The organism is Aromatoleum evansii (assembly GCF_045689615.1).
GTDB lineage: Bacteria > Pseudomonadota > Gammaproteobacteria > Burkholderiales > Rhodocyclaceae > Aromatoleum > Aromatoleum evansii.
Window position 1 is genome coordinate 1,272,131 of record NZ_CP141259.1, and the last position, 21,894, is coordinate 1,294,024.

Consider the following 21,894-nt stretch of genomic DNA (forward strand, 5'->3'; position numbering starts at 1 on the left):
ATGTCCTAAATTTTGCTCCGGAAACGCTGCTTTTCTGCGTAGTTCGATCCTGGTATATTAGAAAACGATGAAATAACAGGAGAGCATCATGGCCGGGAAGTCCTTCGTCCAGATCACGCGCGATGTGTCCAAGGCGCTCGACACCTTGCGGGCGGAAACCCCCGAGGCAATGAGCGGATTCAGCCAATTGGCTCGCGGCGCGCTGCGCGATGGCGCGCTTTCCGCGCTGAACAAGGAACTGATCGCATTGGCGATCGGAGTGGCCTCACGTTGTGATGCCTGCATCGGCTTTCACGTCAAGGCGTTGATCCGCCTCGGCGTAAGCCGTGAGCAGTTGATGGAGACCCTCGCGATCTGCACCTACATGGGCGGCGGGCCGACCCTGATGTATGCAGCGGAGGCGGTGCGGGCGTACGAGGAGTTTCAGGAAGTGGGGGCGAAGGTGTCGGCCTGACCTGGACGAGCGCGCGCATAAAAAAATTTTTGCGTTGTTGTTGCCGCGCGGAATTTTCTGCGTATAATTCGGCCTCCCGCAAGGCTAGCCCTTGCGGGAGTCGGAGAGGTGGCAGAGTGGTCGAATGTACCTGACTCGAAATCAGGCGTAGGTGCGAGCCTACCGTGGGTTCGAATCCCACCCTCTCCGCCAGTCGTTGCAAGGTCCCCGATGGGATCGTGCAAGCAAATGCGCCCGTAGCTCAGTTGGATAGAGTACCTGGCTACGAACCAGGGGGTCGTGGGTTCGAATCCTGCCGGGCGCGCCAGGTTTGATTGAAATGGGCATCTTCGGATGCCCATTTCATTTGCGGGCGCTGCTTGGGCGAAGTTCCTCCCGCGTTGCGAGCTTGACTGATTTATAGAATACGCTATAATTTTTTTCTTTAGCGCCCGTAGCTCAGTTGGATAGAGTACCTGGCTACGAACCAGGGGGTCGTGGGTTCGAATCCTGCCGGGCGCGCCAAGTTTGAAAGTAAAAAGGCCTGTCGAAAGACGGGCCTTTTTGCATTTTACCGCCTCTGCATTCAATTGCGGCCTCGCGAGCGGTGCAGGATTGCTTCCCTACTACTGTTACAGCGCCTGGAACAGGTACGCAAACGCTACGAGTCCCATTACGAACCAGAAGACGAGAAATGCCGGCCACCGTACCTTGTTGAACCAGGTGTCGTTGAGCCGCCGTTTCGGTGCGGCTTCACGTTCGACCGCGTGCGTGCGACGGTCCTCGGTGGAAAGCTCGGGCGGCGCACCAGAGCCGGGGTTGTAGTTGATGGCGGACATGATGGACTCCTCCTCCCGAACATCTATTGCTTGGTATCGGGTCGCGTCCGGTGGCGACCTATTTCTAGTATAGACATCCATGCTGCGGGCTTCCCGAGCCGAAGGAACTCCGTAGGGAAGGGAAGAAAGGGGACGCAGTTGGCGGCCCCTGTGCAGGAGATGTTACAGCGCCGAAGTTCGGATGTTCGCTCAATCGGCGGCGGTCTGGATGCGCTGAAAGACCTCGGGAACATTCACGACGCGGTTGCCTACGAATTCGATGCGCCGGCGGGTGACCCCGGCGCGTTGGAGTTTGTCGCATTTGTTGCGTTCGGCCCCCCCACTCTTGCAGGTGGGGATGGCGATCGAGCAGGTCGGCGAGCATCCGGGCGAGGACGACCGGCACCGGAACCGAAACCGTCAGACGTAGTACCAGCCGTGAAGAGTGAGGCTGCCATCGGCGATGCGACGCCCAACCGCTGGATAAGTCATCAGGTTTGCGAGGTGCCGGACGACCATCGCCTTTTCGGTGGCGCGCATGACATCTTCACTTTCCGCGTGGCCGTCGAAACGGGGGCGATCCGAGGATAACCCAGGTGCCCGTCGCGCCAGGATGAGATCGCGCACCCGGCCGCCCTGTGCGAGCCATTTGCGTGTTGGCGTCAGTTCTTCCGGAGTCTCGGCCGGGTACAGGGCGGTGCACGCGCCTCAGTGCGAGTGACCGCAGACGATGATTTCGGAGACGCCGAGAACCGCTGCGGCGTATTCGATGCCGGCTCCGGCAGAACTGCACTCCTGTCCGCGGCGGTGAGGGGGACCATGTTGCCGACGTTGCGCATCACGAACAGGTCGCCCGGCGCCCACTGGGTGAGGGCATGAGGAATGATGCGGGGGGCGGCGCAAATCACGCCGGCGCGCTGCTACATGGGCGGTTGCGCCGGGCTGTCACGTTCAGCCGCGCAGCAACTTCCAGTGTCTGTGGATCTCGCGCAGCGCAGCGAGGCCTCCCAAGGGCACGGAAAGGCCTTTGTGGCCGGGAATGTCAGGGGCCCGGGGATTGATCCGCACCAGGTTTCCCCCGGTGCGCTCGCTGAAGCGGCGGATCGTCGGGATGTCGACGCCGGCGCCGATCTCGATGACGACGAGGTGTTTGACGCGTTCGAGCCACGCCGCCAGTGCTTCGCGTTGTGCCGCGCTGCGGGTGTCTATCCAGTCCCAGTCGTCGAACATCAAGATGTTCGGGCGTGCTATCCCGCCGCAGTGGGGGCAGCGGGGCGGCTCCGAGTGGAGGCGGCATGCTGACTCGTCCACCAGGGGTGTGAATCCGGCGGCTTCCCAGATCGTATCTCGGCACGGCTGCAGGCATTGCAGGTGATGGATCGATCCATGGATCTCCGCGACGCGCGCGGGCTCGAACCCGGCCTTCTGGAACTGGCCGTCGACATTGCTCGTGAGGACGAACGCGCCGCGGGGCATGTCGTCCGCAAAGGCGTGCAGGAGGCGGAAGCCGTCATGCGGGACGGTGTCGCGATACAGCTGCAGCCGGTGTCCGTAGAATCCCCACGCGCGCGCGGCGTCCGCACGAAATGCCGCGGGCGAGGCGATTTCGGTGAACGATGTGCCGCTGCGCGCGAGCGCCGGATATGCCTTCCAGAAGCCTTCGTTGCCGCGAAAGTCGGGCAGGCCAGAGTCGACGCCCATGCCGGCGCCGGCCGTGACGAGCAGAGCCTCGGCGTCCGCAATGGCTGCCGCGCATCGTTTCAGTGTCGCTGCGAGGTCCGTGTCCATGGCGGGCAACGCCGGCTTGGTGTCAGCTTTCTTCGCCCTCTGCCGTCCCCGCGAGCCGACGCAGCACGTCCAGCATGTAGCGGCCGGCGCGCCCGTCCGGTTCCAGTCCGTTGGCTCTCTGGACGTCCTGGATGGCTTCGCGGCTGGTCTTGCCGATCAGGCCGTCGATCTCCCCGACCGCATAACCGAGACGCACCAGCAGTGCCTGCACCTCGCGGCGTTCGGCTCGTGACAGGCCCGGATCGTCGGTCGGCCAGGGTCTGACGAAGGCGCCGCCGCCGCGCAGGCGGTCCGACAGGTGGGCGATCGCAAGCGCATAGGTTTCAGCCGTGTTGTAGGAATACAGCGCGTCGAAATTCCGTTGCACGAGGAAGGCGGGCCCGCCTTCGCCGGCGGGCAGGAGGACGGCTGCGGCGGTGGTCGATGCTTCCAGCGGAACGCCGTCGATGCGCCGGACCCCGAGCCGCACCCATTCCGCGATCGAACGCTTGTTGTGCCTGCCTGCAAGCGAAAAATCGAAGTCGCCCGGCAGCGTTATCTCATGGCCCCACGGCTGTCCGCTGACCCAGCCGGCCTTGACCAGGAAGTTCGCCGTCGAGGCGAGGGCGTCGGGAATGCTGTCGACGAGATCCCGTCGCCCGTCGCCATCGAAGTCGACGGCGACGCGGGCGAAGGTGGAGGGCATGAACTGGGTATGGCCGAAGGCGCCCGCCCAGGAGCCGGTCAGGCGCGCGGCGTCGACATCGCCGTTCTCGATGATCTTCAGCGTGGTGAAGAATTCGCCCCGGAAGAAACTCTGCCGCCGACCGAAGCACGACAGGGTGGAGAGCGAGGTCAGCAGTGGCCGTTTGCCGAAGTTGCGTCCGAAGTTGCTTTCCACTCCCCATACCGCCACGATGGTGGCCTGGTCGACGCCGTATTGTGTTTCGACCTGCTGCAAGGTTGCGGCCCATTGCTCCATCATCGCGCGGCCATCGGCGACGCGTTCCTCGTCCACGAGTCCAGCCAGATAATCCCAGATCGGCGTGCGGAACTCCGGTTGGTAATCGAGGAGGCCGAGGACGGAACGATCGGGCTCGAGCGCGCGCGTCAGTGCATCGAAGGTCTCCTGCGTGACGCCATGTTTCTGCGCTTCCGAGCGCAGATCGCCCATGCAGCGTTCGAATGAGGCGTCGGCTGCTGCGGGCAGCGAAAGCAGGGTGGCAATCAGGGTGCCGGAGGCGACGGCGGGCTTGAGGAACATTGCTGACAGGCTTCTGGGCGAACATGCGAATGGTACTCCGCTTGCGCGGAATGCGCTGCGGGGGCGATCGAATTGCATACGCATGGCATTCCCCGCGAGTTCGTCGGCCATTCTTGCGAAGCGTTACGGCCGAAGTTTACGTTTTGACGTATCCTGAGGTCATTCCTGTCGCGCATCGGAGCGGGGCTCCGTTTGCAGGCGATCAGTGCCCCTGAACTTCCATGGTAGTCTCGAATGAAGCTTAACCTCGTAATCCTCTCCGGCGGCTCCGGCACGCGATTGTGGCCGCTTTCGCGCGAGCAGTATCCGAAGCAATTATTGGCGCTGATCGGCGACGACACCATGCTGCAGCAGACCGCGACCCGGCTCGACGGATTTTCGGGGAGCCTCCCCGTCGCCGCCGAGCCGATTGTCGTGTGCAACGAGGAGTATCGTTTCATCACTGCCGAACAGATGCGCGCGATCGGCCGGCCGACCTGTCACATCCTGCTCGAGCCGATCGGTCGCAACACCGCGCCCGCGCTGACGCTGGCCGCCCTTTCGGTCGTGCGTGAGGGCGATGACGGAGTGCTCCTCGTGATGCCCGCGGACCACGTCGTCCGTGACCGCGAGGCCTTCCACCGTGCCGTGGCGGTCGGGCTGGAGGCGGCGAAGGAGGGGGCCATGGTCACCTTCGGGATCGTCCCCGAACGTGCGGAAACGGGGTACGGGTACATCTGCTTCGGCGGCGAGTGTAGTCCGGGCGTGTGCGAGATCGCCGCCTTCGTCGAGAAGCCGGACGCGGAAACGGCAGCCGAGTATGTTGCGAGCGGTGCCTATCTGTGGAACAGCGGCCTCTTCATGGTGCGCGCGAGCGCATGGCTGAAGGCGATCGGCCACTTCAGTCCGGCCATGCTGGCCGCCTGCGAGGCGAGCCTGGATGCGGCCGTCCGGGATATCGATTTCGTGCGGATCGGGCGCGGCGCGTTTGAGGCGTGCCCGTCCGATTCGATCGACTATGCGGTCATGGAGAAGCTTGCCGGCACGCCCGAACTGGGCATCGCGCCGCGTGTCGTGCCGATGTCCGTCGGTTGGTCCGACGTCGGCGCCTGGGATGCGCTATGGGCGCTTGCCGAGAAGGACGGCACCGGCAATGCCGCACGCGGCGATGTCGTGTTCGAGGACACCACGGACAGCCTTGTTCATGCCACCAGCCGCATGGTCGCCTGCGTCGGTGTGGATGGGCTCGTCGTCGTCGAAACTCCCGATGCGGTCATGGTCGCGCACAAGGACCGCACGCAGGACGTCAAGAAGATTGTCGCCCGCCTCAAGGCAGACGAGCGCAGCCAGGTCTATGCCCATCGGAAGATTCACAGGCCGTGGGGTTGCTACGATTCGATCGACAACGGTCAGCGCTTCCAGGTCAAGCACATCCAGGTCAAGCCCGGGGCAGCGCTCAGTCTTCAGATGCACCACCACCGTGCCGAACACTGGATCGTCGTGAGCGGCACAGCGAAGGTCACCCGCGGCGAGGAAACCTTCCTGCTCACCGAAAACCAGTCGACCTACATTCCGCTGGGCGTTACCCATCGTCTAGAAAATCCCGGAAAGCTGATGCTCGAGATGATCGAGGTCCAGTCGGGGAGCTATCTCGGCGAAGACGATATCGTCCGCTTCGAGGATACCTACGGTCGCAAGTAGCAAGGGGGCGTTACCGGACGGGACTTGCGCCCGTCCGGCAGAAGGTGTGGTGACTTTCGATTACCAGAGCTGCCACCACGGACGGCCGTCCTTCGGGCCGCCCGCGTAATACACGCTGTTGGGGAAGTTCTTGCGCATCACCCGCTCGGCGTCGTCACGCAGGTCGCTCATGCCCAGCGCGTCGTAGCTCTTGACCAGCATGAACAGCGCCTCTTCCGTCGCCGGGGCGTTCGGGTAGGTCTTGATCGTGGCCTGTGCCCGGTTGATGGTGGCCACGTAGGCGCCGCGCTTGTAGTAATAGCGGGCGACATGCACCTCGTGCTGGGCGAGCGAGTTCACCAGGTACTGCATGCGCTGTCGTGCGTCTTCGGCGTAGCGGCTGCCCGGAAAACGGCTCACGAGCTGGCCGAAGGTGTCGAAGGACTCCTGGGCAGCCTTCGGGTCACGCTCGGAGAGATCCTGGTTCGACAGGCCTGCGAGCAGGCCGAGGTCTTCGTTGAAGGTCGCGAGGCCCTTCAGGTAGTACATGTAATCCGCGTTGGGATGGTTGGGGTGCAGCTTGATGAAGCGGTCTGCCGCAGCGATGGCAAGCGCCGGCTCGTACGACTTGTAATGCGCGTAAGCGACCTCGATCTGAGCCTGTTGCGCGTAGCGGCCGTAAGGGAAGCGCGCCTCGAGCTTTTCGAAGAGCTTGATGGCCTGCTCGTAGGAACCCTCGGCCATGTAGTTCTTCGCTTCGGAGTACAGCTTCTGGGCATTCCAGCCCGCCGTCTCGTCGATCTGTTCCGGCAACAGGCCGCATCCGCCGAGCAGCAATGCACCGATAACCGCTAAACTTCCAAGGGTGAACCTGGCCATCGAAAAAACTCGCGTGAATGAACCGGACGATTATAGCCCACTGGGAGAGGCTGCTTCGCACCACCGGCTGACGATACCTGCCGACTGTGCCGGCCTGCGGCTCGACCAGGCCCTTGCGCGCCTTTTCCCCGCCCACTCGCGCAGTCGCCTGCAGGCCTGGCTCAAGTCCGGGCGTGTCAACCTCAACGGCAGCCTCCATGATGCAAAGTTCAAGGTCTGGGGCGGCGAAGCCCTGGAAGTCGATGCGGCGCCGGTGCCCGAAGAGGTTGCCGAGGCGCCCGAGGACATCCCGCTCGACATCGCCTACGAGGATGCCCACATCCTTGTTATCGACAAGCCGGTCGGTCTCGTCGTGCATCCCGGTAGCGGCAACTGGAGCGGGACGCTTCTCAATGCCCTGCTGCACCACGCCCCGGAACTCGCCAACATCCCGCGCGCCGGCATCGTGCACCGCCTCGACAAGGACACCAGCGGACTGATGGTGGTCGCCCGCACCCTCGAGGCGCAGACGGACCTGGTGCGGCAACTCCAGGCGCGTAGCGTCAAACGACACTATCTCGCGCTGGTGCACGGGATGGTCACCGGCCCCGGCGTAGTCGATGCCTCCATCGGCCGGCACCCCTCGCAGCGCACGAAGATGGCCGTCCATTCGGGCGGTCGCGCGGCCGTCACGCGCTATTCCGTGCGCGAGCACTTCGTCCGCGCGACACTCGTCGAGTGCCGGCTCGAAACCGGTCGCACGCATCAGATCCGCGTCCACATGGCGCACATCGGCCATCCGCTGGTGGGCGATGCGACCTACGGGCGACGGCGCAGCGGCTGCGCGACCCTGGACGCCTTCCCGCGGCAGGCGCTGCACGCCTTCCGCCTGGGGCTCCTTCACCCGGCTACTGGCGAGGAAATGGTGTGGGAGTCGCCATTGCCCGAAGATTTCGAGAGCCTGCTTGCATCCATCCGCGCGGAGACGCCCGCATGAGTCCCGACTGGTTCGAGCCCGACTGGCCTGCTCCGGAGCGCGTGCGCGCCCTCGTCACGACACGGCACGGTGGTGTCAGCGAGGGGCCGTGGGCGAGCATGAATCTCGGTGGCCACGTTGGCGATTCGCCGCTGGCCGTCGCCCGCAATCGGGCCATCCTGCGCGCTGTGGTGCCGTCCGAACCGTGTTGGCTGGATCAGGTGCATGGCATTGAAGTGTGCGATGCGGCAGCAGTGGGGGGCGACCCCGTTCCGCCGCGTGCCGACGCGTCGATCGCGCGCGCTGCAGGCGCCGTGTGCGTCGTGATGACCGCGGACTGCCTGCCGGTACTGTTCTGCGATGACGAGGGGGCGGTCGTGGCCGCAGCCCATGCGGGATGGCGCGGGCTCGCGTCGGGCATTCTCGATGCGACGGTCGCACGCATGAACGTACCGCCTGCTCGGATCATTGCCTGGATGGGCCCGGCCATCGGCGCGGATGCCTTTGAGGTCGGCAGCGAGGTGCGAGAGCGCTTCGTTACTGCCGACGCTGGTGCCGCGCGTGCGTTCCAGCCGGCAGAGCTGCCCGGCAAATGGTATGCGGACCTTTTCGAGCTCGCACGCCAGCGCCTGCGAGCGATAGGGGTCGATCGGGTCTACGGGGGCGATGTCTGCACATTTTCCGACCCCTTGCGCTGGTTTTCCTATCGGCGCGACGGCGTGACGGGGCGCCTGGCCTCGCTCGTGTGGCTCTCCGATTGACGGGCAGCCTTTCCGGCTATTGATCGATATCCGATTCGGTTCTATCGTTCGTCGGTGTCTCATCCGGGTTTTCGCGGCGGGCGGCCGCGCGGCGGCGAGCCGGCGTCCCGGCCAGCCACAGGAACAAGGCCAGGGGACCGAGTCCCCAGAATACAAAGGTGAGCACGCCGCCGACGACCGTCGTGTCCGAGATCGCCGCGATCAGCACGACGTACAGCCAGGCGATTGCGATAATGTACATGGCGCCGATTTTACCCGCGGCAGTGCGGGTGCGGCGCCGCGGACCGCGAGCGGTCCGGGGAGAATCAAGTTGACCAGCGAATTCCGCATGTGTCCGAACCTGCGCCTCAGGAGGGGCTGATGTCCGAATCCGACAACAAACAGGGCAATCCCGCGATCGAGGGCATGCTGCAGTTCGGCCAGGCGATGGCCCAGAACTTTTTTCAGGCTATCGCGCGCCAGCATGCGGTCATGCAGGACAGCAGCGGAGAGGCCGCGCCGGGCATCAGCCTGCCGGAGAACGAAGCGATTGCGCGCCTGCAGCAGGACTTCGCCGCGCGCCACGTTGCGCTGTGGTCGTCGATGCTGCAGCTGAAGCCAGGCGAGAAGGCTGTCCCCGTCATTGCGCCCGAGCCGGGGGATCGGCGGTTTACGGCGCCCGAATGGAGCGAGAGCCCCGTCTTTGACTACATCCGCCAGGCCTACCTGCTGAACGCGAGCTTTCTCAACCAGGTTTCCGACGAGTTGCCGATGGCTGACGGTCGGGCCAAGTCACGCCTTCAGTTTCTGACCCGGCAATACGTCGATGCGCTCGCGCCGTCGAATTTCGCTGCCACGAATCCCGAATTCATCAAGACCGCCCTAGACACCGAAGGTGAAAGCATCACGCGCGGGATCAAGAACCTGATCGCCGATCTCGAGAAGGGTCGCGTGTCGATGACTGATGACGAGGCTTTCGAGGTCGGGCGCAACATCGCCGTGTCGCCAGGGGCGGTTATCTACCAGAACGAGCTGATGCAGCTCATCCAGTACGCGCCGCTCACCGACAAGGTCGCCCAGGCGCCGCTGCTGATCGTGCCGCCCTGCATCAACAAGTTCTACGTCCTCGATCTGCAGCCGGACAACTCGCTGGTGCGTTTCGCTGTGGAGCAGGGCTTCACCGTTTTCCTCGTCTCGTGGAAGAACCCCAAGGCAGCGGAGTCCACCGCGACCTGGGATGATTACCTCGAGAAGGGCCCGCTCAAAGCGCTCGAAGTCGTGCGTACCGTCACGCGCGTGAAGAAACCGAACGTGCTCGGCTTCTGCGTTGGTGGCACGATATTGACGTCGGCTCTCGGCGTGGCGCGTGCGCGTGGCGAAGATCCTGTGGCGAGCCTGACGCTGATGACGACCTTGCTCGATTTCGCGGATGCGGGCGAGCTTGGCTGTCTGGTCGATGAGGCCAGTGTGACTGCCCGCGAAGCCGCAATTGGGAAAGGGGGGCTGTTACCCGGGCAGGAACTCGCGAATGTGTTTTCCGCGCTGCGTGCCAACGACCTCATCTGGCAGTACGTTGTCGGCAACTACCTGAAAGGCAACAAACCGCAGGCATTCGACCTGCTGTACTGGAATTCCGACAGCACGAATCTGCCCGGGCCGTTCCTGACGTGGTATTTGCGTAACATGTATCTGGAAAATAACCTGCGGATGCCGGGCAAGCTCAAAATGCTCGGTGCAAAGGTCGATCTCGGCAAGGTCGACGCGCCGGCATATCTGCTCGCTACGCGCGAGGACCATATTGTTCCGTGGAAGGGTGCCTATCTTTCGCGCGGATTGCTGGGCGGCGAGACGACCTTCGTGCTGGGCGCGAGCGGTCACATCGCCGGGGCGATCAATCCGGCGTCGAAGAACCGTCGCAGCTACTGGGTGAACGCCTCCGGCGCAGCCGACCCGGACGAATGGCTGGACGGTGCGGTCGAGCAGAAGGGCAGCTGGTGGTTGAACTGGATCGAATGGCTCAGGCCATATGGAGGCAAACAGGTTGCTGCACGAGGCCGCCTCGGCAATGCCAAGTACGCACCGATCGAACCCGCACCCGGGTGTTACGTGAAGGAAAAGGCCTGACGCGTACACGCTGGCGCGGAACCGGAATTATCCAGCGGCAGCGGACACGGGGGCGCTGCCGGAAGTGTCTGGAAACCCCTTGTGAATCGATCAACGGGAGAGGAGGAAGTTTATGGCAAGAGTCGCACTAGTGACCGGTGGCATGGGTGGCCTGGGCGAAGCGGTGTGCATCAAGCTCGCCGCGCTGGGCTACAAGGTCGTGACGACACATTCCCCGGGCAACACCAAGGCCGCTGAATGGCTGCAGACCATGAACAACATGGGCTACGGCTTCAAGGCTTATCCCTGCGACGTGTCGGACTTCGATTCGTGCAAGAGCTGCGTCGAGACCGTCACCCGGGAAGTGGGGCCCGTGGATGTACTGGTGAATAACGCCGGGATCACCCGCGACATGACCTTCAAGAAGATGACCAAGGCCGACTGGGATGCCGTCGTCTCCACCAACCTCGACAGCGTGTTCAACATGACCAAGCAGGTCATGGACGGCATGGTCGAGCGCAAGTGGGGGCGCGTCATCAACGTATCGTCGGTCAATGGCCAGAAAGGTGCATTCGGCCAGACCAACTACTCCGCAGCGAAGGCGGGGATGCATGGCTTCACCAAGGCGCTCGCACTGGAAGTCGCGCGAAGCGGAGTCACCGTCAATACCATCTCGCCGGGATACATCGGCACCAAGATGGTGACGGCAATCCCGCAGGAAATCCTTGAATCCAAGATCCTGCCGCAGATTCCCGTGTCGCGTCTGGGCAAGCCCGAGGAAATTGCCGGCCTGGTGGCCTATCTCGCGTCTGAGGAGGCCGCGTTCGTGACCGGCGCCAACATCTCCATCAACGGCGGACAGCACATGTTCTGACCGGGACCACATCCGGTCCGGCGACGGCGCGTTTCCGAAAGGAGCGCGCCGTTTCATTTTCCTTTTGCAGTGCAGCAAGCTTTCCGAAAAGTCCCTATAATTTACCGGCTTTGCGGTAATGCACTGCCGCACGGTTGTCAGAGGAGGCGCATGCGGACGCTTGTGGCGCAGCCGCACCGCTTCCCATCACCAATCTGCAAGAGGATTGCACCATGACTCAGAAAGTCGCACTCGTAACCGGCGCCATGGGCGGTTTGGGCACTGCGATCTGCCAAGCCCTCGCCAAGGATGGCCTGAAGGTTGTCGCCAACTGTCTGCCGGGTTTTCCGCAGAAGGACGAGTGGCTCGCCAAGCAGAAGGAACTCGGCTTCGAGTTCATCCCCGCCGAAGGTGACGTGTCCGATTACGAATCCTGCAAGGCAATGGTCGCCAAGATCGAAGCCGAAGTCGGCGTGATCGAGGTCCTGGTGAACAACGCGGGCATCACTCGCGACAAGTTCTTCCCCAAGATGGAGAAGGGCCAGTGGGACGCGGTGATCAATACCAACCTCAACAGCCTGTTCAACGTCACGCATCACGTCTCGCCGAAGATGGCCGAGCGCGGCTGGGGGCGGATCATCAACATCTCCTCGGTGAATGGCGTCAAGGGGCAGGCAGGCCAGACTAACTACTCCACGGCCAAGGCCGGCGTGCTGGGCTTCACCAAGGCGCTCGCCGCCGAACTGGCCACCAAGGGCGTGACCGTCAATGCGATCGCTCCGGGCTACATCGGCACCGAGATGGTCATGGCCATCCGCGAGGACATCCGCCAGGGCATCATCGACACCGTGCCGATGAAGCGTCTCGGCAAGCCCGAGGAAATCGGCGCTCTGTGCTCCTACCTCGCGTCCGAGCTCGCCGGCTACGTCACCGGTGCCACCATCAACATCAACGGCGGCCTGCATATGTGCTGATGCGGCATTCCGCGACTGCGGATGGCTGCGAGACCCCGCCGAACGGCGGGGTTTTTATTTCTGCACCGCGGTATAATTTTACGGAACGTGGAGAGCGGAATTCACCGCCGACGAGGAGAGGTATTGATGGCTGAGCAGTCGCGACTTATCAAGAAGTATCCCAATCGCCGTCTGTACGATACGAGGACCAGTTCCTACATCACGCTGGCCGATGTGAAGGAGCTCGTATTGGGGCGGGAGGAATTTCAGGTTGTCGATGCCAAGACCGGCGAAGACCTCACGCGCAGCATTCTCCTCCAGATCATCCTCGAGGAAGAGGCGGGCGGTGCCCCCATGTTCACCAGCGACCTGCTCGCGCACATGATCCGCTTCTACGGCAACGCCACGCAGGGGATGATGGGCAAGTACCTCGAGAACAACATCAAGGCCTTCACCGAGATGCAGGCGAAGCTGCAGGAGCAGGCGCAGGCGATCTACGGCGAGAACAGCCCGATCAGCCAGGATCTGTGGGCCCAGTTTCTCAACTTCCAGGGCCCCGCGCTGCAGAGCGTGATGGGTACTTACGTCGATCAGAGCAAGAAGATGTTCTCGCAAATGCAGGAGCAGATCGAGAACCAGACGCGCAGCATCTTCACCGGCTTCCCGTTCCCGAACTACGCTCCCGCTGCCAAGGAAGAACAGGCTGCCACGCAGGCCGCCAAGGAAGCGAAACCCGAAGCGCCAGCCCCCAAGGGCAGCCGTTCGAGCCAGAAATAACATCCAGGCCGGGGCCATTCGGGATCCCGGCCGGCATCCCCCCTTCAGAGCATGACCCAGAACAAGACCCCAGGCGTACCGCGAGTCGGTTTCGTCTCCCTCGGCTGCCCCAAGGCGACCGTCGATTCCGAGCATATCCTCACGCGCCTGCGGGGCGAGGGGTACGAAATCTCCGGCAGCTATGACGACGCCGACCTAGTGGTTGTCAATACCTGCGGCTTTATCGACGCCGCCGTCGAGGAGTCCCTCGATGCCATCGGCGAGGCGCTGGCCGAGAACGGCAAGGTCATCGTGACCGGTTGCCTGGGTGCCAAGGACGATGTCGTGATGGCGGCACATCCCCAGGTGCTCGCCGTGACCGGTCCGCATGCCACCGATGCGGTGATGAAGGCGGTTCACCAGCATCTGCCCAAGCCGCACGACCCCTTCACCGACCTCGTGCCGCCGCAGGGTATCCGCCTCACGCCGAACCACTACGCGTACCTCAAGATTTCCGAAGGCTGCAACCACCGCTGCACCTTCTGCATCATTCCGTCGTTTCGCGGCGATCTCGTGTCGCGCCCGATCCACGAAGTCATGCGCGAAGCCGAATCGCTGGTGGACGCGGGGGTGAAGGAACTCCTGATCATCTCCCAGGATACCAGCGCATACGGAGTCGACACCAAGTACCGGACCGGCTTCTGGAACGGGCGCCCCATCAAGACCCGCCTGTTCGATCTCGCGAAGGCACTGGGCGAACTCGGCGTGTGGGTCCGCATGCACTACGTCTACCCCTACCCGAGCGTGGACGAACTCATCCCGCTGATGGCCGAAGGCAAGATCCTTCCCTACCTGGACATCCCGTTCCAGCATGCCAGCCCGCGCATCCTCAAGGCCATGCGGCGCCCCGCGAACGCCGAGAACGTGCTCGAGCGCATTCGCTCCTGGCGCAGCATCTGCCCGGACCTCACGATCCGCTCGACCTTCATCACCGGCTTCCCCGGCGAGACCGACGAGGACTTCGAGCTCTTGCTGCAGTTCCTCGAGGAGGCGCAGCTCGACCGCGTCGGTGCGTTCGCGTATTCCCCGGTCGAGGGCGCCGAGGCAAACCAGCTGCCTGGCGCAGTTCCCGACGAGGTTCGCGAGGAGCGGCGCATGCGCCTGATGGAGTTCCAGGAAGACATCTCGACCCAGCGTCTCGAGCGCTGGATCGGCCGCGAGATGACCGTCCTGGTCGACGACATCGAGGAAGATGGCGCGATCGCGCGCTCTCCGGGCGATGCGCCCGAGATCGACGGCCTGGTCATCATTCCCGATGGCGAGGGGCTGGAGCCTGGCGAGTTCGCCCGGGTACGCATCACCGACTGCGACGTGCACGACCTGTACGCCGAACCGATCGCCTGACGGGCAGGGCTGCCGATGTTCGAGCCGACGCCGCAGAAAACTGGCAGGTCCGGCCCCGTCATCGGATTGGCGCTTGGCAGTGGTGCTGCGCGCGGTTGGGCGCACCTCGGAGTGCTGCGCGCGCTTGCGCGCGAAGGGATCGAGCCGCAGATCATCTGCGGCTGCTCCATCGGTGCCTTCGTCGGCGCGGCGATGGCCTCTGGCGACCTCGGGAAGCTCACCCAGTGGGCAGAGGCGCTCAAGTGGCAGGATGTCGTCTCGCTGCTCGATGTGAGCCTGCGCGGTGGGCTCATCAAGGGCGAGAAGCTCATTCAGTTTTTCGAGCGCAACTTCGTCGACCGCGACTTCTCGCAGCTCGATCGCCGGTTTGCGTGCGTCGCGACCGAACTCGAAACCGGGCGCGAGGTCTGGCTGCGCGAGGGAAGTGTCGCGGAGGCGGTGCGCGCCTCGATCGCGCTGCCCGGGTTGTTCACCCCCATCGTGCGCGACGGGCGTCTGCTCGTTGACGGCGGGCTCGTGAATCCGGTGCCGGTATCCTTGTGTCGCGCGATGGGGGCCGATGTCGTGATCGCAGTCGACCTCGGTTCGGACATGATCGGCAAGGCGTGGCGTGCCGCCCCGGTGGAAGATGTCGAAGAGACCTCGGAAGGCTGGACCGAGCGGCTCTTCGCGCGCCTCGGCCTGCCGACCAACGGCAATGGACGCGGCTCCCAGGAAGGTGGCGCCGTGACTTCCCTGCCGTCCCTGATGACCGTGCTCACGTCCAGCATCAACATCATGCAGGTGCGCATCGCGCGCAGCCGCCTTGCGGGCGAACCCGCCGATGTCCAGATCTCGCCGCGGCTGGCGCACATCGGCACGATGGATTTCCATCGCGCACGTGAGGCGATCGCGGAGGGCGAAGCCGCTGTCACGGGCATGTTGCCGGCCCTGCGCTACGTGCTTGGACAAGCGGCTCCCGGAGGTGGCGCATGAACGATCTGGTTGCGGCGCTGGCGAACGTGGTCGGGGCGCAGTATGTCATGCACGACTCTGCCTCGATGGCACCCTACCTCACGGACTGGCGCGGCCGTTATACCGGCCGCGCAATGGCCGTCGTGCGGCCTGGAAGCACCCAGGAAACGGCGGACATCGTGCGCATCTGTGCTTCCGCGCACGTTTCCATGGTGCCGCAGGGCGGCAATACCGGGCTGTGCGGGGGCGCGACGCCGCTTCCCGATGGCGGCTCCGTCCTCGTCAGCATGGCGCGCATGAACCGCATCCGGACGGTCGATGCCGCAAACAACGCGCTCGTGGCGGAAGCGGGGTGCACGCTCGCGGCGGTCCAGCAGGCGGCCGAGGGTGGCGACAGGCTGTTTCCGCTCTCGCTCGCGTCCGAGGGCAGCTGCCTGGTCGGGGGCAATATCTCCACGAACGCAGGTGGCGTCCAGGTGCTGCGCTACGGGAACATGCGCGAACTCGTGCTCGGTGTCGAAGTGGTGCTTCCCGACGGGCGTGTCTGGAACGGGCTGCGCTCTCTGCGCAAGGACAACACCGGCTACGACCTCAAGCAACTTTTCATCGGCGCCGAGGGAACCCTGGGTATTGTCACCGCGGCCGCCCTCAAGCTCTTTCCCCGCCCGCAGGCAACAGCGACGGCCTGGGTTGCCGTGCCCGATGCGCGAGCCGCCGTCGATCTGCTATCGCTGTTGCGTGATCGTTGCGGGGAGCGCGCCACTGCCTTCGAACTCGTCGGTCGGTCGGCGCTCGACCTCGTTTTAAAGCATATTCCGGCCATGCGTGCTCCGCTCGCCGGCGCCCACGACTGGCATGTCCTCGTCGAGCTGGCTGACGCGTTCGATGGCGAGGCTCTGGATGGCATGCTCGAACGGACGATCGCCGCGGCGATCGACAGCGGGCTGGCAGTCGATGCCGCAGTCGCTGCAAGCATTGCGCAGGCCCGTGCCTTCTGGGCGTTGCGGGAGAACATCTCGGAAGCGCAGAAGATCGAGGGGGTCAGCATCAAGCACGACATTTCCGTACCGGTCAGCGCCATCCCCGATTTCCTGCAGCAGACGCAGCAGGCGCTCATGGCCTTGTGGCCCGATGTGCGTATCGTCGCCTTCGGCCACCTCGGCGATGGAAACCTGCATTACAACCTCTCCAAGCCCGGCGCTGTCGACAACGCCGAATTCGTGGCCCGGACGCAAGACGTCAATCGCATCGTCCATGATCGGGTCGCCGCGCTGAATGGATCGATCTCGGCCGAGCACGGCATCGGCCAGTTGAAGCGCGAGGAGAATGCCCGCTACAAGTCCGAGGTCGAACTCGATCTGATGCGCACGGTGAAGCGTGCCCTCGACCCGCATGGACTGATGAATCCGGGGAAAGTCGTCTGAGCTGCGAAAAAGTCGAAATTCGGGGTTTACAGCCTGTGAGGAGCACCCTATAATGCGCGCTCTTTCGCCGTCGGGGGTATAGCTCAGCTGGGAGAGCGCTTGCATGGCATGCAAGAGGTCAGCGGTTCGATCCCGCTTACCTCCACCAGTCGAAGGAATTGCAGTCCCCATCGTCTAGAGGCCTAGGACACCGCCCTTTCACGGCGATAACCGGGGTTCGAATCCCCGTGGGGACGCCAATATGCAGCGAGGCGTCGAGGTATAATGACGAGTCGCAAGCCGGTCGGTAAAGCCGGGCAAAAGGTCAGCGCGGAGTGGTAGTTCAGTTGGTTAGAATACCGGCCTGTCACGCCGGGGGTCGCGGGTTCGAGCCCCGTCCACTCCGCCATCAACATCTCGGGCAGTATGCCCGGGTGAAGTAGCAGTAAGTTTTAAAGTGCTTGCGGTTGGTAGCGCCAGAAGCTAGAATGCGCAGCTCTGTTGGGGGTATAGCTCAGCTGGGAGAGCGCTTGCATGGCATGCAAGAGGTCAGCGGTTCGATCCCGCTTACCTCCACCAACGAAGCACAAAGACGTTGTCCCCATCGTCTAGAGGCCTAGGACACCGCCCTTTCACGGCGATAACCGGGGTTCGAATCCCCGTGGGGACGCCATATAATGCAAGGCGTCGAGAAGACGAATTGCAGCCGGAAAAATTGCCGGCAACTGGTCAGCGCGGAGTGGTAGTTCAGTTGGTTAGAATACCGGCCTGTCACGCCGGGGGTCGCGGGTTCGAGCCCCGTCCACTCCGCCAACATATGAAATGGGAGCCTTCGGGCTCCCATTTTTTTTTGCCTTTTCTCCTCCCTGTCTCCGCTTCTCGCCATGGCCCAGGTGTGTCGGGTATCGAGCCGTCGCGACCGCGCGCTGGTTCCCGTCCCGACAATGCGTTATAGTTCCATACGCATCGGTATGGTGTCGGCCGCAGATGGGCCGGAGCGTTGCTTACCAAGGGAGCGGGAAACGATGAGTCTGAAGAAGATCGGCGTCGTAGGCGCCGGCACGATGGGTAACGGCATTACGCAGGCCTTTGCGGTGGCCGGGTTCGACGTGGTGATGATGGATGTTGCCGAGGCGGCGGTGCAGCGTGGCATGGCCACCCTGACGGCGAGCCTCGATCGCCTGATCAAGAAGGAAAAGATGACCGCCGAACAGAAGGCGGAGGCGCTTGCGCGCGTCGCCACGGCCAGCGACGTGGGAGCTCTCGCGGATTGTGATCTGGTGATCGAAGCGGCAACCGAGAATCTCGAACTGAAGCTGAAGATCTTCGCGCAGCTTGATGCGACGGTGAAGGCGGACGCGGTTCTGGCGTCGAACACCTCCTCGATTTCGATTACCAAGCTCGCTGCGTCGACAAAGCGCGCCGACAAGGTTGTCGGCATGCACTTCTTCAATCCGGTGCCAATGATGGCGCTGGTCGAGCTGATTCGCGGCCTGCAGACGTCCGACGCGACCTATGCCGCGGTCGAGGCGGTCGCGCAGGCGATCGGCAAGACGCCCGTCCAAGTGCGCAACAGCCCGGGTTTTGTCGTCAATCGACTGCTTTGCCCGATGATCAACGAGGCGATCTTTGCGCTTGGAGAAGGGCTTGCGACGGCCGCCGAGATCGACGAGGCGATGAAGCTCGGATGCAATCACCCGATCGGCCCCCTGGCCCTCGCCGACATGATCGGCCTCGATGTCGAATTGGCAGTGATGCAGGTGCTGTTCGAGGGCTTCAAGGACCCGAAGTACCGTCCGGCGCCCCTGCTCGTAGAGATGGTCGAGGCGGGCTATCTCGGCCGCAAGTCCGGCAAGGGATTCTACGAGTACAAGTAAGCCTGTCGAGGCTTGCGGGCCTCATTTTGCTGCGCACAAAACAAAAACGCCACCGACAAGGTGGCGTTTCCATGTCCGGGGCGTCCGGATCAGCCGCGCCGCATCGCGTCGAAGAACTCCGCGTTGCTCTTGGTCGCCTTGACCTTGTCCATCAGGAATTCCATCGCGTCGATGTCATCCATGCCGTACAGCAGCTTGCGCAACACCCACACTTTTTGCAGCACGTCCGCCTTCATCAGCAACTCCTCGCGGCGAGTCCCCGAGCGGTTGACGTTGATGGCGGGATACACGCGCTTCTCCGCCATGCGGCGATCGAGATGCAACTCCATGTTGCCGGTGCCCTTGAATTCCTCATAGATCACTTCGTCCATGCGGCTTCCGGTGTCGATCAGGGCCGTCGCGATGATGGTCAGCGAGCCGCCTTCCTCGATATTCCGTGCTGCGCCGAAGAAACGCTTGGGCTTCTGCAGGGCGTTGGCATCCACGCCGCCGGTCAGGACCTTGCCGGAGGCCGGTACCACGGTGTTGTACGCCCGCGCGAGCCGCGTGAGGGAATCGAGCAGGATGACGACGTCCTTCTTGTGTTCCGTGAGTCGTTTGGCCTTTTCGATGACCATCTCGGCGACCTGCACGTGGCGCGAAGCGGGTTCGTCGAAAGTGGACGCCACCACCTCGCCTTTGACCGAGCGCTGCATTTCGGTGACTTCTTCGGGACGTTCGTCGATGAGAAGGACGATGAGGGCGACGTCCGGGTGATTGGCCGAGATGGCGTGGGCAATGTGCTGCAGCATCACGGTCTTGCCGCTCTTCGGCGGCGCCACCAGCAGACCCCGCTGTCCCTTGCCGATCGGCGCGATCATGTCGATGATGCGGCTGGTGATGTTCTCCTCGCCGCGAATGTCGCGCTCAAGCTTCAGGCACTCGTTGGGGTGCAGGGGGGTGAGGTTCTCGAACAGGATCTTGTGCTTGCAGTTCTCGGGCGGCTCGCCGTTGATCTTGTCGAGTTTGACGAGGGCGAAGTAGCGTTCGCCGTCCTTCGGGGTGCGGATCTCGCCCTCGATGGTGTCGCCGGTGTGCAGGTTGAAGCGGCGGATCTGCGACGGCGAGACGTAGATGTCGTCGGTGCCGGCCAGGTAGGAGATGTCCGGCGAGCGCAGGAAGCCGAAGCCGTCGGGAAGCACTTCGAGCGCCCCGTCACCGTATATGGGTTCCCCTTTCTTGGCGCGGTTCTTGAGCAGGGCAAAGACCAGTTCCTGCTTGCGCAAGCGGTTGGCGCCATCGATTTCGTTTTCGATGGCCATCTCCAGCAGCTGGCTGACGTGGAGGGACTTGAGCTCCGATAATTGCATGGCGAAGGGGCGCGACGGGGCGCAGATGGATGAAACCGATGAGGGGGATGCTGCGGGAGAAGATGCTGCTGCGGCGCCGGAAGGCCGGCTTCTTGAGCGGGGGCGCCGCGCAGGCAGGGCTGGACTTTAGCCCTGGTCAGATGTTGCTGTCAATGAAGGCGGTGAGTTGCGACTTGGACAGGGCGCCGACTTTGGTGGCTTCGACATTGCCGCCCTTGAACAGCATCAGCGTCGGGATGCCGCGAATACCGAACTTGGCCGGGGTTTCCTGATTCTCGTCGATGTTCAGTTTCGCGACCTTGAGCTTGCCCGCATATTCCTTGGCGATGTCGTCGAGGATCGGCGCGATCATTTTGCACGGACCGCACCATTCGGCCCAGTAATCGACCAGCACCGGGGTTTGTGCCTGGAGCACCTCGGCTTCAAAGTTGCCGTCGGTGACGTAATGGATGTGCTCGCTCATGATTCCTCGCATCAAGGTCTTGCTGTCTTTCGGATTGGGAGTCGGGCCGGTACGGCCCTCGGGGAGAATGGCGGGGGGAGGCCCGCCACTTCAGAGTGTCGGGAAAAGTTATGCCAAGCCGTCCCGCCCGTCAAGCGTTTCGCCCTTTTTTGCCGCTTGTGCGGTCGGCGTTTGCCCGTCCCTGTGACAAAACGGAGAAGGTCTCGGCTATATTGTCGGAAAAGCAGGCGCGCCCGGGGCGGTGCGTGCCGGCCTGATCAACTGGAGTCAAAGACGATGGCCTACGTAGTGACAGAAGCCTGCATCCGCTGCAAGTACACAGACTGTGTGGATGTGTGCCCCGTGGACTGTTTCCGCGAGGGGGCGAATTTTCTCGTGATCGATCCGACCGAATGTATCGATTGCACCCTCTGTGTGGCCGAATGTCCGGTCGAGGCGATTTACGCCGAGGACGACGTGCCCGAAGGGCAGCGCCATTTCATCGCACTGAATGCAGAGCTCGCCAAGGAATGGAAGCCGATCGTCGAGCGCAAGGACCCTTTGTCGGATGCCGACGAATGGGCAGCACGGAAGGACAAGCTGGGCGAGCTGAAGCGCTGAGTCCGGCACGCGCGAGGCGTCGGGCGGTGGCGCGATTGTGCGTGGACGCGGTCTTTTCCTGATCGGTGCTATGCAATATGATGCACTTGGGTAAGTTGATATGAATTTGGAAAGGGGATTGGCATGCTGGTGAGCGAGATTCTTGCGATCAAGGGCAAGGTGCTCTACACCATAGCGCCCAACAAGAGCCTTGCCGAGGCGGTCGAGATCATGACCGAGCAGGACGTCGGTTCGCTCGTGGTCTTTTCTCACGGCCACATGGTCGGCATGCTGACCTTCCGCGAAGTGTTGCGGGCGGTGCATAAGGGCGGCGCCGAATGGGGGGCAATGACGATCGAACAGGCAATGTTGTCGGGTCCGATCGCCGCGTCGCCGAACATGGAGATGGACGAGCTGCGGCGTCTCATGGTGGAGCATCGTCAGCGCTATCTGCCCGTGATGGACGGCACGACGCTGCTCGGGGTCGTTTCTTTCCACGATGTGGCGAAGGGGGTGCTCGAAGAGCAGAGCTTCGAGAACCGCATGCTCAAGAATTACATCCGGAACTGGCCGCAGGAGCCGGGCGAAGAGGCCTGAGTCAGGGCAGGCGAGGCCTGCCGCGGTTCCATCCTCGCGTCGAGAGGTGCGAGGGGCAAGGCACAAGACGACCTTCGTCCGTCGAGAC

General features: G+C 63.2%; 23 protein-coding genes and 9 tRNA genes. 23 read left to right on the forward strand and 9 right to left on the reverse strand.

Going from position 1 to position 21,894, the window contains the following annotated elements; genetic code table 11:
- The first annotated feature begins 88 nt into the window (after positions 1–88).
- From U5817_RS05770 to U5817_RS05785, 4 genes are all read left to right on the forward strand, one after another.
- Entirely contained in the window at positions 89–454 is a 366-nt protein-coding gene (locus U5817_RS05770) for a carboxymuconolactone decarboxylase family protein (RefSeq protein WP_169125092.1), read from the forward strand.
- A 102-nt stretch (positions 455–556) separates the two neighbouring features.
- Positions 557–646, forward strand: a tRNA-Ser gene (locus tag U5817_RS05775).
- Positions 647–684: 38 nt separating this feature from the next.
- Positions 685–761: transfer RNA gene (locus tag U5817_RS05780), tRNA-Arg, on the forward strand.
- A gap of 120 nt (positions 762–881) precedes the next feature.
- A tRNA-Arg gene (locus U5817_RS05785) sits at positions 882–958 on the forward strand.
- A 107-nt stretch (positions 959–1,065) separates the two neighbouring features.
- Here the strand turns inward: U5817_RS05785 and U5817_RS05790 are convergent.
- The 5 genes from U5817_RS05790 to U5817_RS05810 all read right to left on the reverse strand — a co-directional run bounded on the left by U5817_RS05790 (position 1,066) and on the right by U5817_RS05810 (position 4,282).
- Entirely contained in the window at positions 1,066–1,272 is a 207-nt protein-coding gene (locus tag U5817_RS05790; protein ID WP_169125093.1) for a hypothetical protein, read from the reverse strand.
- A 399-nt stretch (positions 1,273–1,671) separates the two neighbouring features.
- Positions 1,672–1,944 carry a carbonic anhydrase gene (locus U5817_RS05795; RefSeq protein WP_169125194.1) on the reverse strand — a complete coding sequence of 91 codons (273 nt, stop codon included), beginning with the start codon at positions 1,942–1,944 and terminating at the stop codon, positions 1,672–1,674.
- A complete protein-coding gene (locus U5817_RS05800; protein WP_369333961.1) occupies positions 1,914–2,159 on the reverse strand; it encodes a carbonic anhydrase in 246 nt (81 codons plus the stop codon). Before U5817_RS05800 ends, U5817_RS05795 begins: the two co-directional genes overlap by 31 nt.
- Positions 2,160–2,202: 43 nt before the next feature.
- Complete coding sequence (locus tag U5817_RS05805; protein WP_407279999.1) at positions 2,203–3,039, reverse strand: SIR2 family NAD-dependent protein deacylase; 837 nt, start codon at positions 3,037–3,039, stop codon at positions 2,203–2,205.
- A 22-nt stretch (positions 3,040–3,061) separates the two neighbouring features.
- Positions 3,062–4,282: a lytic murein transglycosylase gene (locus U5817_RS05810; protein WP_407280000.1), complete on the reverse strand. Its 1,221-nt coding sequence runs from the start codon at positions 4,280–4,282 to the stop codon at positions 3,062–3,064.
- 234 nt (positions 4,283–4,516) lie between these two features.
- Here U5817_RS05810 and U5817_RS05815 point away from each other — a divergent pair, with 234 nt between their 5' ends.
- Positions 4,517–5,962: a mannose-1-phosphate guanylyltransferase/mannose-6-phosphate isomerase gene (locus U5817_RS05815; protein WP_407280001.1), complete on the forward strand. Its 1,446-nt coding sequence runs from the start codon at positions 4,517–4,519 to the stop codon at positions 5,960–5,962.
- A gap of 60 nt (positions 5,963–6,022) precedes the next feature.
- On the opposite strand, the gene U5817_RS05820 is transcribed toward U5817_RS05815, so the two are convergent.
- The gene (locus U5817_RS05820; RefSeq protein WP_169125098.1) at positions 6,023–6,820 is read right to left on the reverse strand and encodes an outer membrane protein assembly factor BamD; all 798 of its coding nucleotides are present in this window, start codon (positions 6,818–6,820) and stop codon (positions 6,023–6,025) included.
- A gap of 13 nt (positions 6,821–6,833) precedes the next feature.
- Here U5817_RS05820 and rluD point away from each other — a divergent pair, with 13 nt between their 5' ends.
- Positions 6,834–7,796, forward strand: a complete 963-nt coding sequence (rluD, locus tag U5817_RS05825; protein WP_407280002.1) for a 23S rRNA pseudouridine(1911/1915/1917) synthase RluD — start codon at positions 6,834–6,836, stop codon at positions 7,794–7,796.
- A complete protein-coding gene (gene pgeF / locus U5817_RS05830; protein ID WP_407280003.1) occupies positions 7,793–8,536 on the forward strand; it encodes a peptidoglycan editing factor PgeF in 744 nt (247 codons plus the stop codon). Before rluD ends, pgeF begins: the two co-directional genes overlap by 4 nt.
- A 16-nt stretch (positions 8,537–8,552) precedes the next feature.
- On the opposite strand, the gene U5817_RS05835 is transcribed toward pgeF, so the two are convergent.
- Positions 8,553–8,777 carry a hypothetical protein gene (locus U5817_RS05835; protein WP_407280004.1) on the reverse strand — a complete coding sequence of 75 codons (225 nt, stop codon included), beginning with the start codon at positions 8,775–8,777 and terminating at the stop codon, positions 8,553–8,555.
- A gap of 119 nt (positions 8,778–8,896) precedes the next feature.
- Between U5817_RS05835 and phaC the strand changes: the two genes are divergently transcribed.
- From phaC to U5817_RS05905, 14 genes are all read left to right on the forward strand, one after another.
- Positions 8,897–10,639: a class I poly(R)-hydroxyalkanoic acid synthase gene (gene phaC / locus U5817_RS05840; RefSeq protein ID WP_407280005.1), complete on the forward strand. Its 1,743-nt coding sequence runs from the start codon at positions 8,897–8,899 to the stop codon at positions 10,637–10,639.
- A gap of 112 nt (positions 10,640–10,751) precedes the next feature.
- A complete protein-coding gene (gene phbB / locus U5817_RS05845) occupies positions 10,752–11,492 on the forward strand; it encodes an acetoacetyl-CoA reductase (RefSeq protein WP_407280006.1) in 741 nt (246 codons plus the stop codon).
- 212 nt (positions 11,493–11,704) lie between these two features.
- Positions 11,705–12,445, forward strand: a complete 741-nt coding sequence (locus U5817_RS05850; RefSeq protein ID WP_169206141.1) for a beta-ketoacyl-ACP reductase — start codon at positions 11,705–11,707, stop codon at positions 12,443–12,445.
- A gap of 126 nt (positions 12,446–12,571) precedes the next feature.
- Positions 12,572–13,201, forward strand: coding sequence for a polyhydroxyalkanoate synthesis repressor PhaR (gene phaR, locus U5817_RS05855; protein ID WP_169125105.1), 630 nt, complete (start codon positions 12,572–12,574; stop codon positions 13,199–13,201).
- 51 nt (positions 13,202–13,252) lie between these two features.
- Positions 13,253–14,584: a 30S ribosomal protein S12 methylthiotransferase RimO gene (gene rimO / locus U5817_RS05860; RefSeq protein ID WP_407280007.1), complete on the forward strand. Its 1,332-nt coding sequence runs from the start codon at positions 13,253–13,255 to the stop codon at positions 14,582–14,584.
- Between the two features lie 15 nt (positions 14,585–14,599).
- Positions 14,600–15,559, forward strand: a complete 960-nt coding sequence (gene rssA, locus U5817_RS05865) for a patatin-like phospholipase RssA (protein WP_169125107.1) — start codon at positions 14,600–14,602, stop codon at positions 15,557–15,559.
- Complete coding sequence (locus U5817_RS05870) at positions 15,556–16,962, forward strand: FAD-binding oxidoreductase (protein WP_407280008.1); 1,407 nt, start codon at positions 15,556–15,558, stop codon at positions 16,960–16,962. Before rssA ends, U5817_RS05870 begins: the two co-directional genes overlap by 4 nt.
- A 72-nt stretch (positions 16,963–17,034) precedes the next feature.
- Positions 17,035–17,110 (forward strand) — tRNA-Ala (locus U5817_RS05875).
- Positions 17,111–17,125: 15 nt separating this feature from the next.
- Positions 17,126–17,201: transfer RNA gene (locus U5817_RS05880), tRNA-Glu, on the forward strand.
- Positions 17,202–17,273: 72 nt separating this feature from the next.
- Positions 17,274–17,350: transfer RNA gene (locus U5817_RS05885), tRNA-Asp, on the forward strand.
- Positions 17,351–17,444: 94 nt separating this feature from the next.
- Positions 17,445–17,520 (forward strand) — tRNA-Ala (locus tag U5817_RS05890).
- An 18-nt stretch (positions 17,521–17,538) separates the two neighbouring features.
- Positions 17,539–17,614, forward strand: a tRNA-Glu gene (locus U5817_RS05895).
- Positions 17,615–17,677: 63 nt separating this feature from the next.
- A tRNA-Asp gene (locus tag U5817_RS05900) sits at positions 17,678–17,754 on the forward strand.
- Positions 17,755–17,966: 212 nt separating this feature from the next.
- Positions 17,967–18,818 (forward strand): 3-hydroxybutyryl-CoA dehydrogenase, encoded by an 852-nt coding sequence (locus U5817_RS05905; protein WP_407280009.1) that lies wholly within the window; start codon positions 17,967–17,969, stop codon positions 18,816–18,818.
- A gap of 89 nt (positions 18,819–18,907) precedes the next feature.
- Here U5817_RS05905 and rho read toward each other — a convergent pair whose 3' ends face one another.
- On the reverse strand, positions 18,908–20,167 hold the full coding sequence (gene rho, locus U5817_RS05910; protein WP_169125110.1) for a transcription termination factor Rho: 1,260 nt from the start codon (positions 20,165–20,167) through the stop codon (positions 18,908–18,910).
- 136 nt (positions 20,168–20,303) lie between these two features.
- Complete coding sequence (gene trxA, locus U5817_RS05915; protein WP_169125111.1) at positions 20,304–20,630, reverse strand: thioredoxin TrxA; 327 nt, start codon at positions 20,628–20,630, stop codon at positions 20,304–20,306.
- Positions 20,631–20,906: 276 nt separating this feature from the next.
- On the opposite strand from trxA, the gene fdxA reads away from it, so the two are divergent.
- Both fdxA and U5817_RS05925 read left to right on the forward strand, forming a co-directional pair.
- The gene (gene fdxA, locus U5817_RS05920; RefSeq protein WP_407280010.1) at positions 20,907–21,230 is read left to right on the forward strand and encodes a ferredoxin FdxA; all 324 of its coding nucleotides are present in this window, start codon (positions 20,907–20,909) and stop codon (positions 21,228–21,230) included.
- 123 nt (positions 21,231–21,353) lie between these two features.
- A complete protein-coding gene (locus U5817_RS05925) occupies positions 21,354–21,806 on the forward strand; it encodes a CBS domain-containing protein (RefSeq protein WP_169125113.1) in 453 nt (150 codons plus the stop codon).
- Positions 21,807–21,894 lie beyond the last annotated feature (88 nt).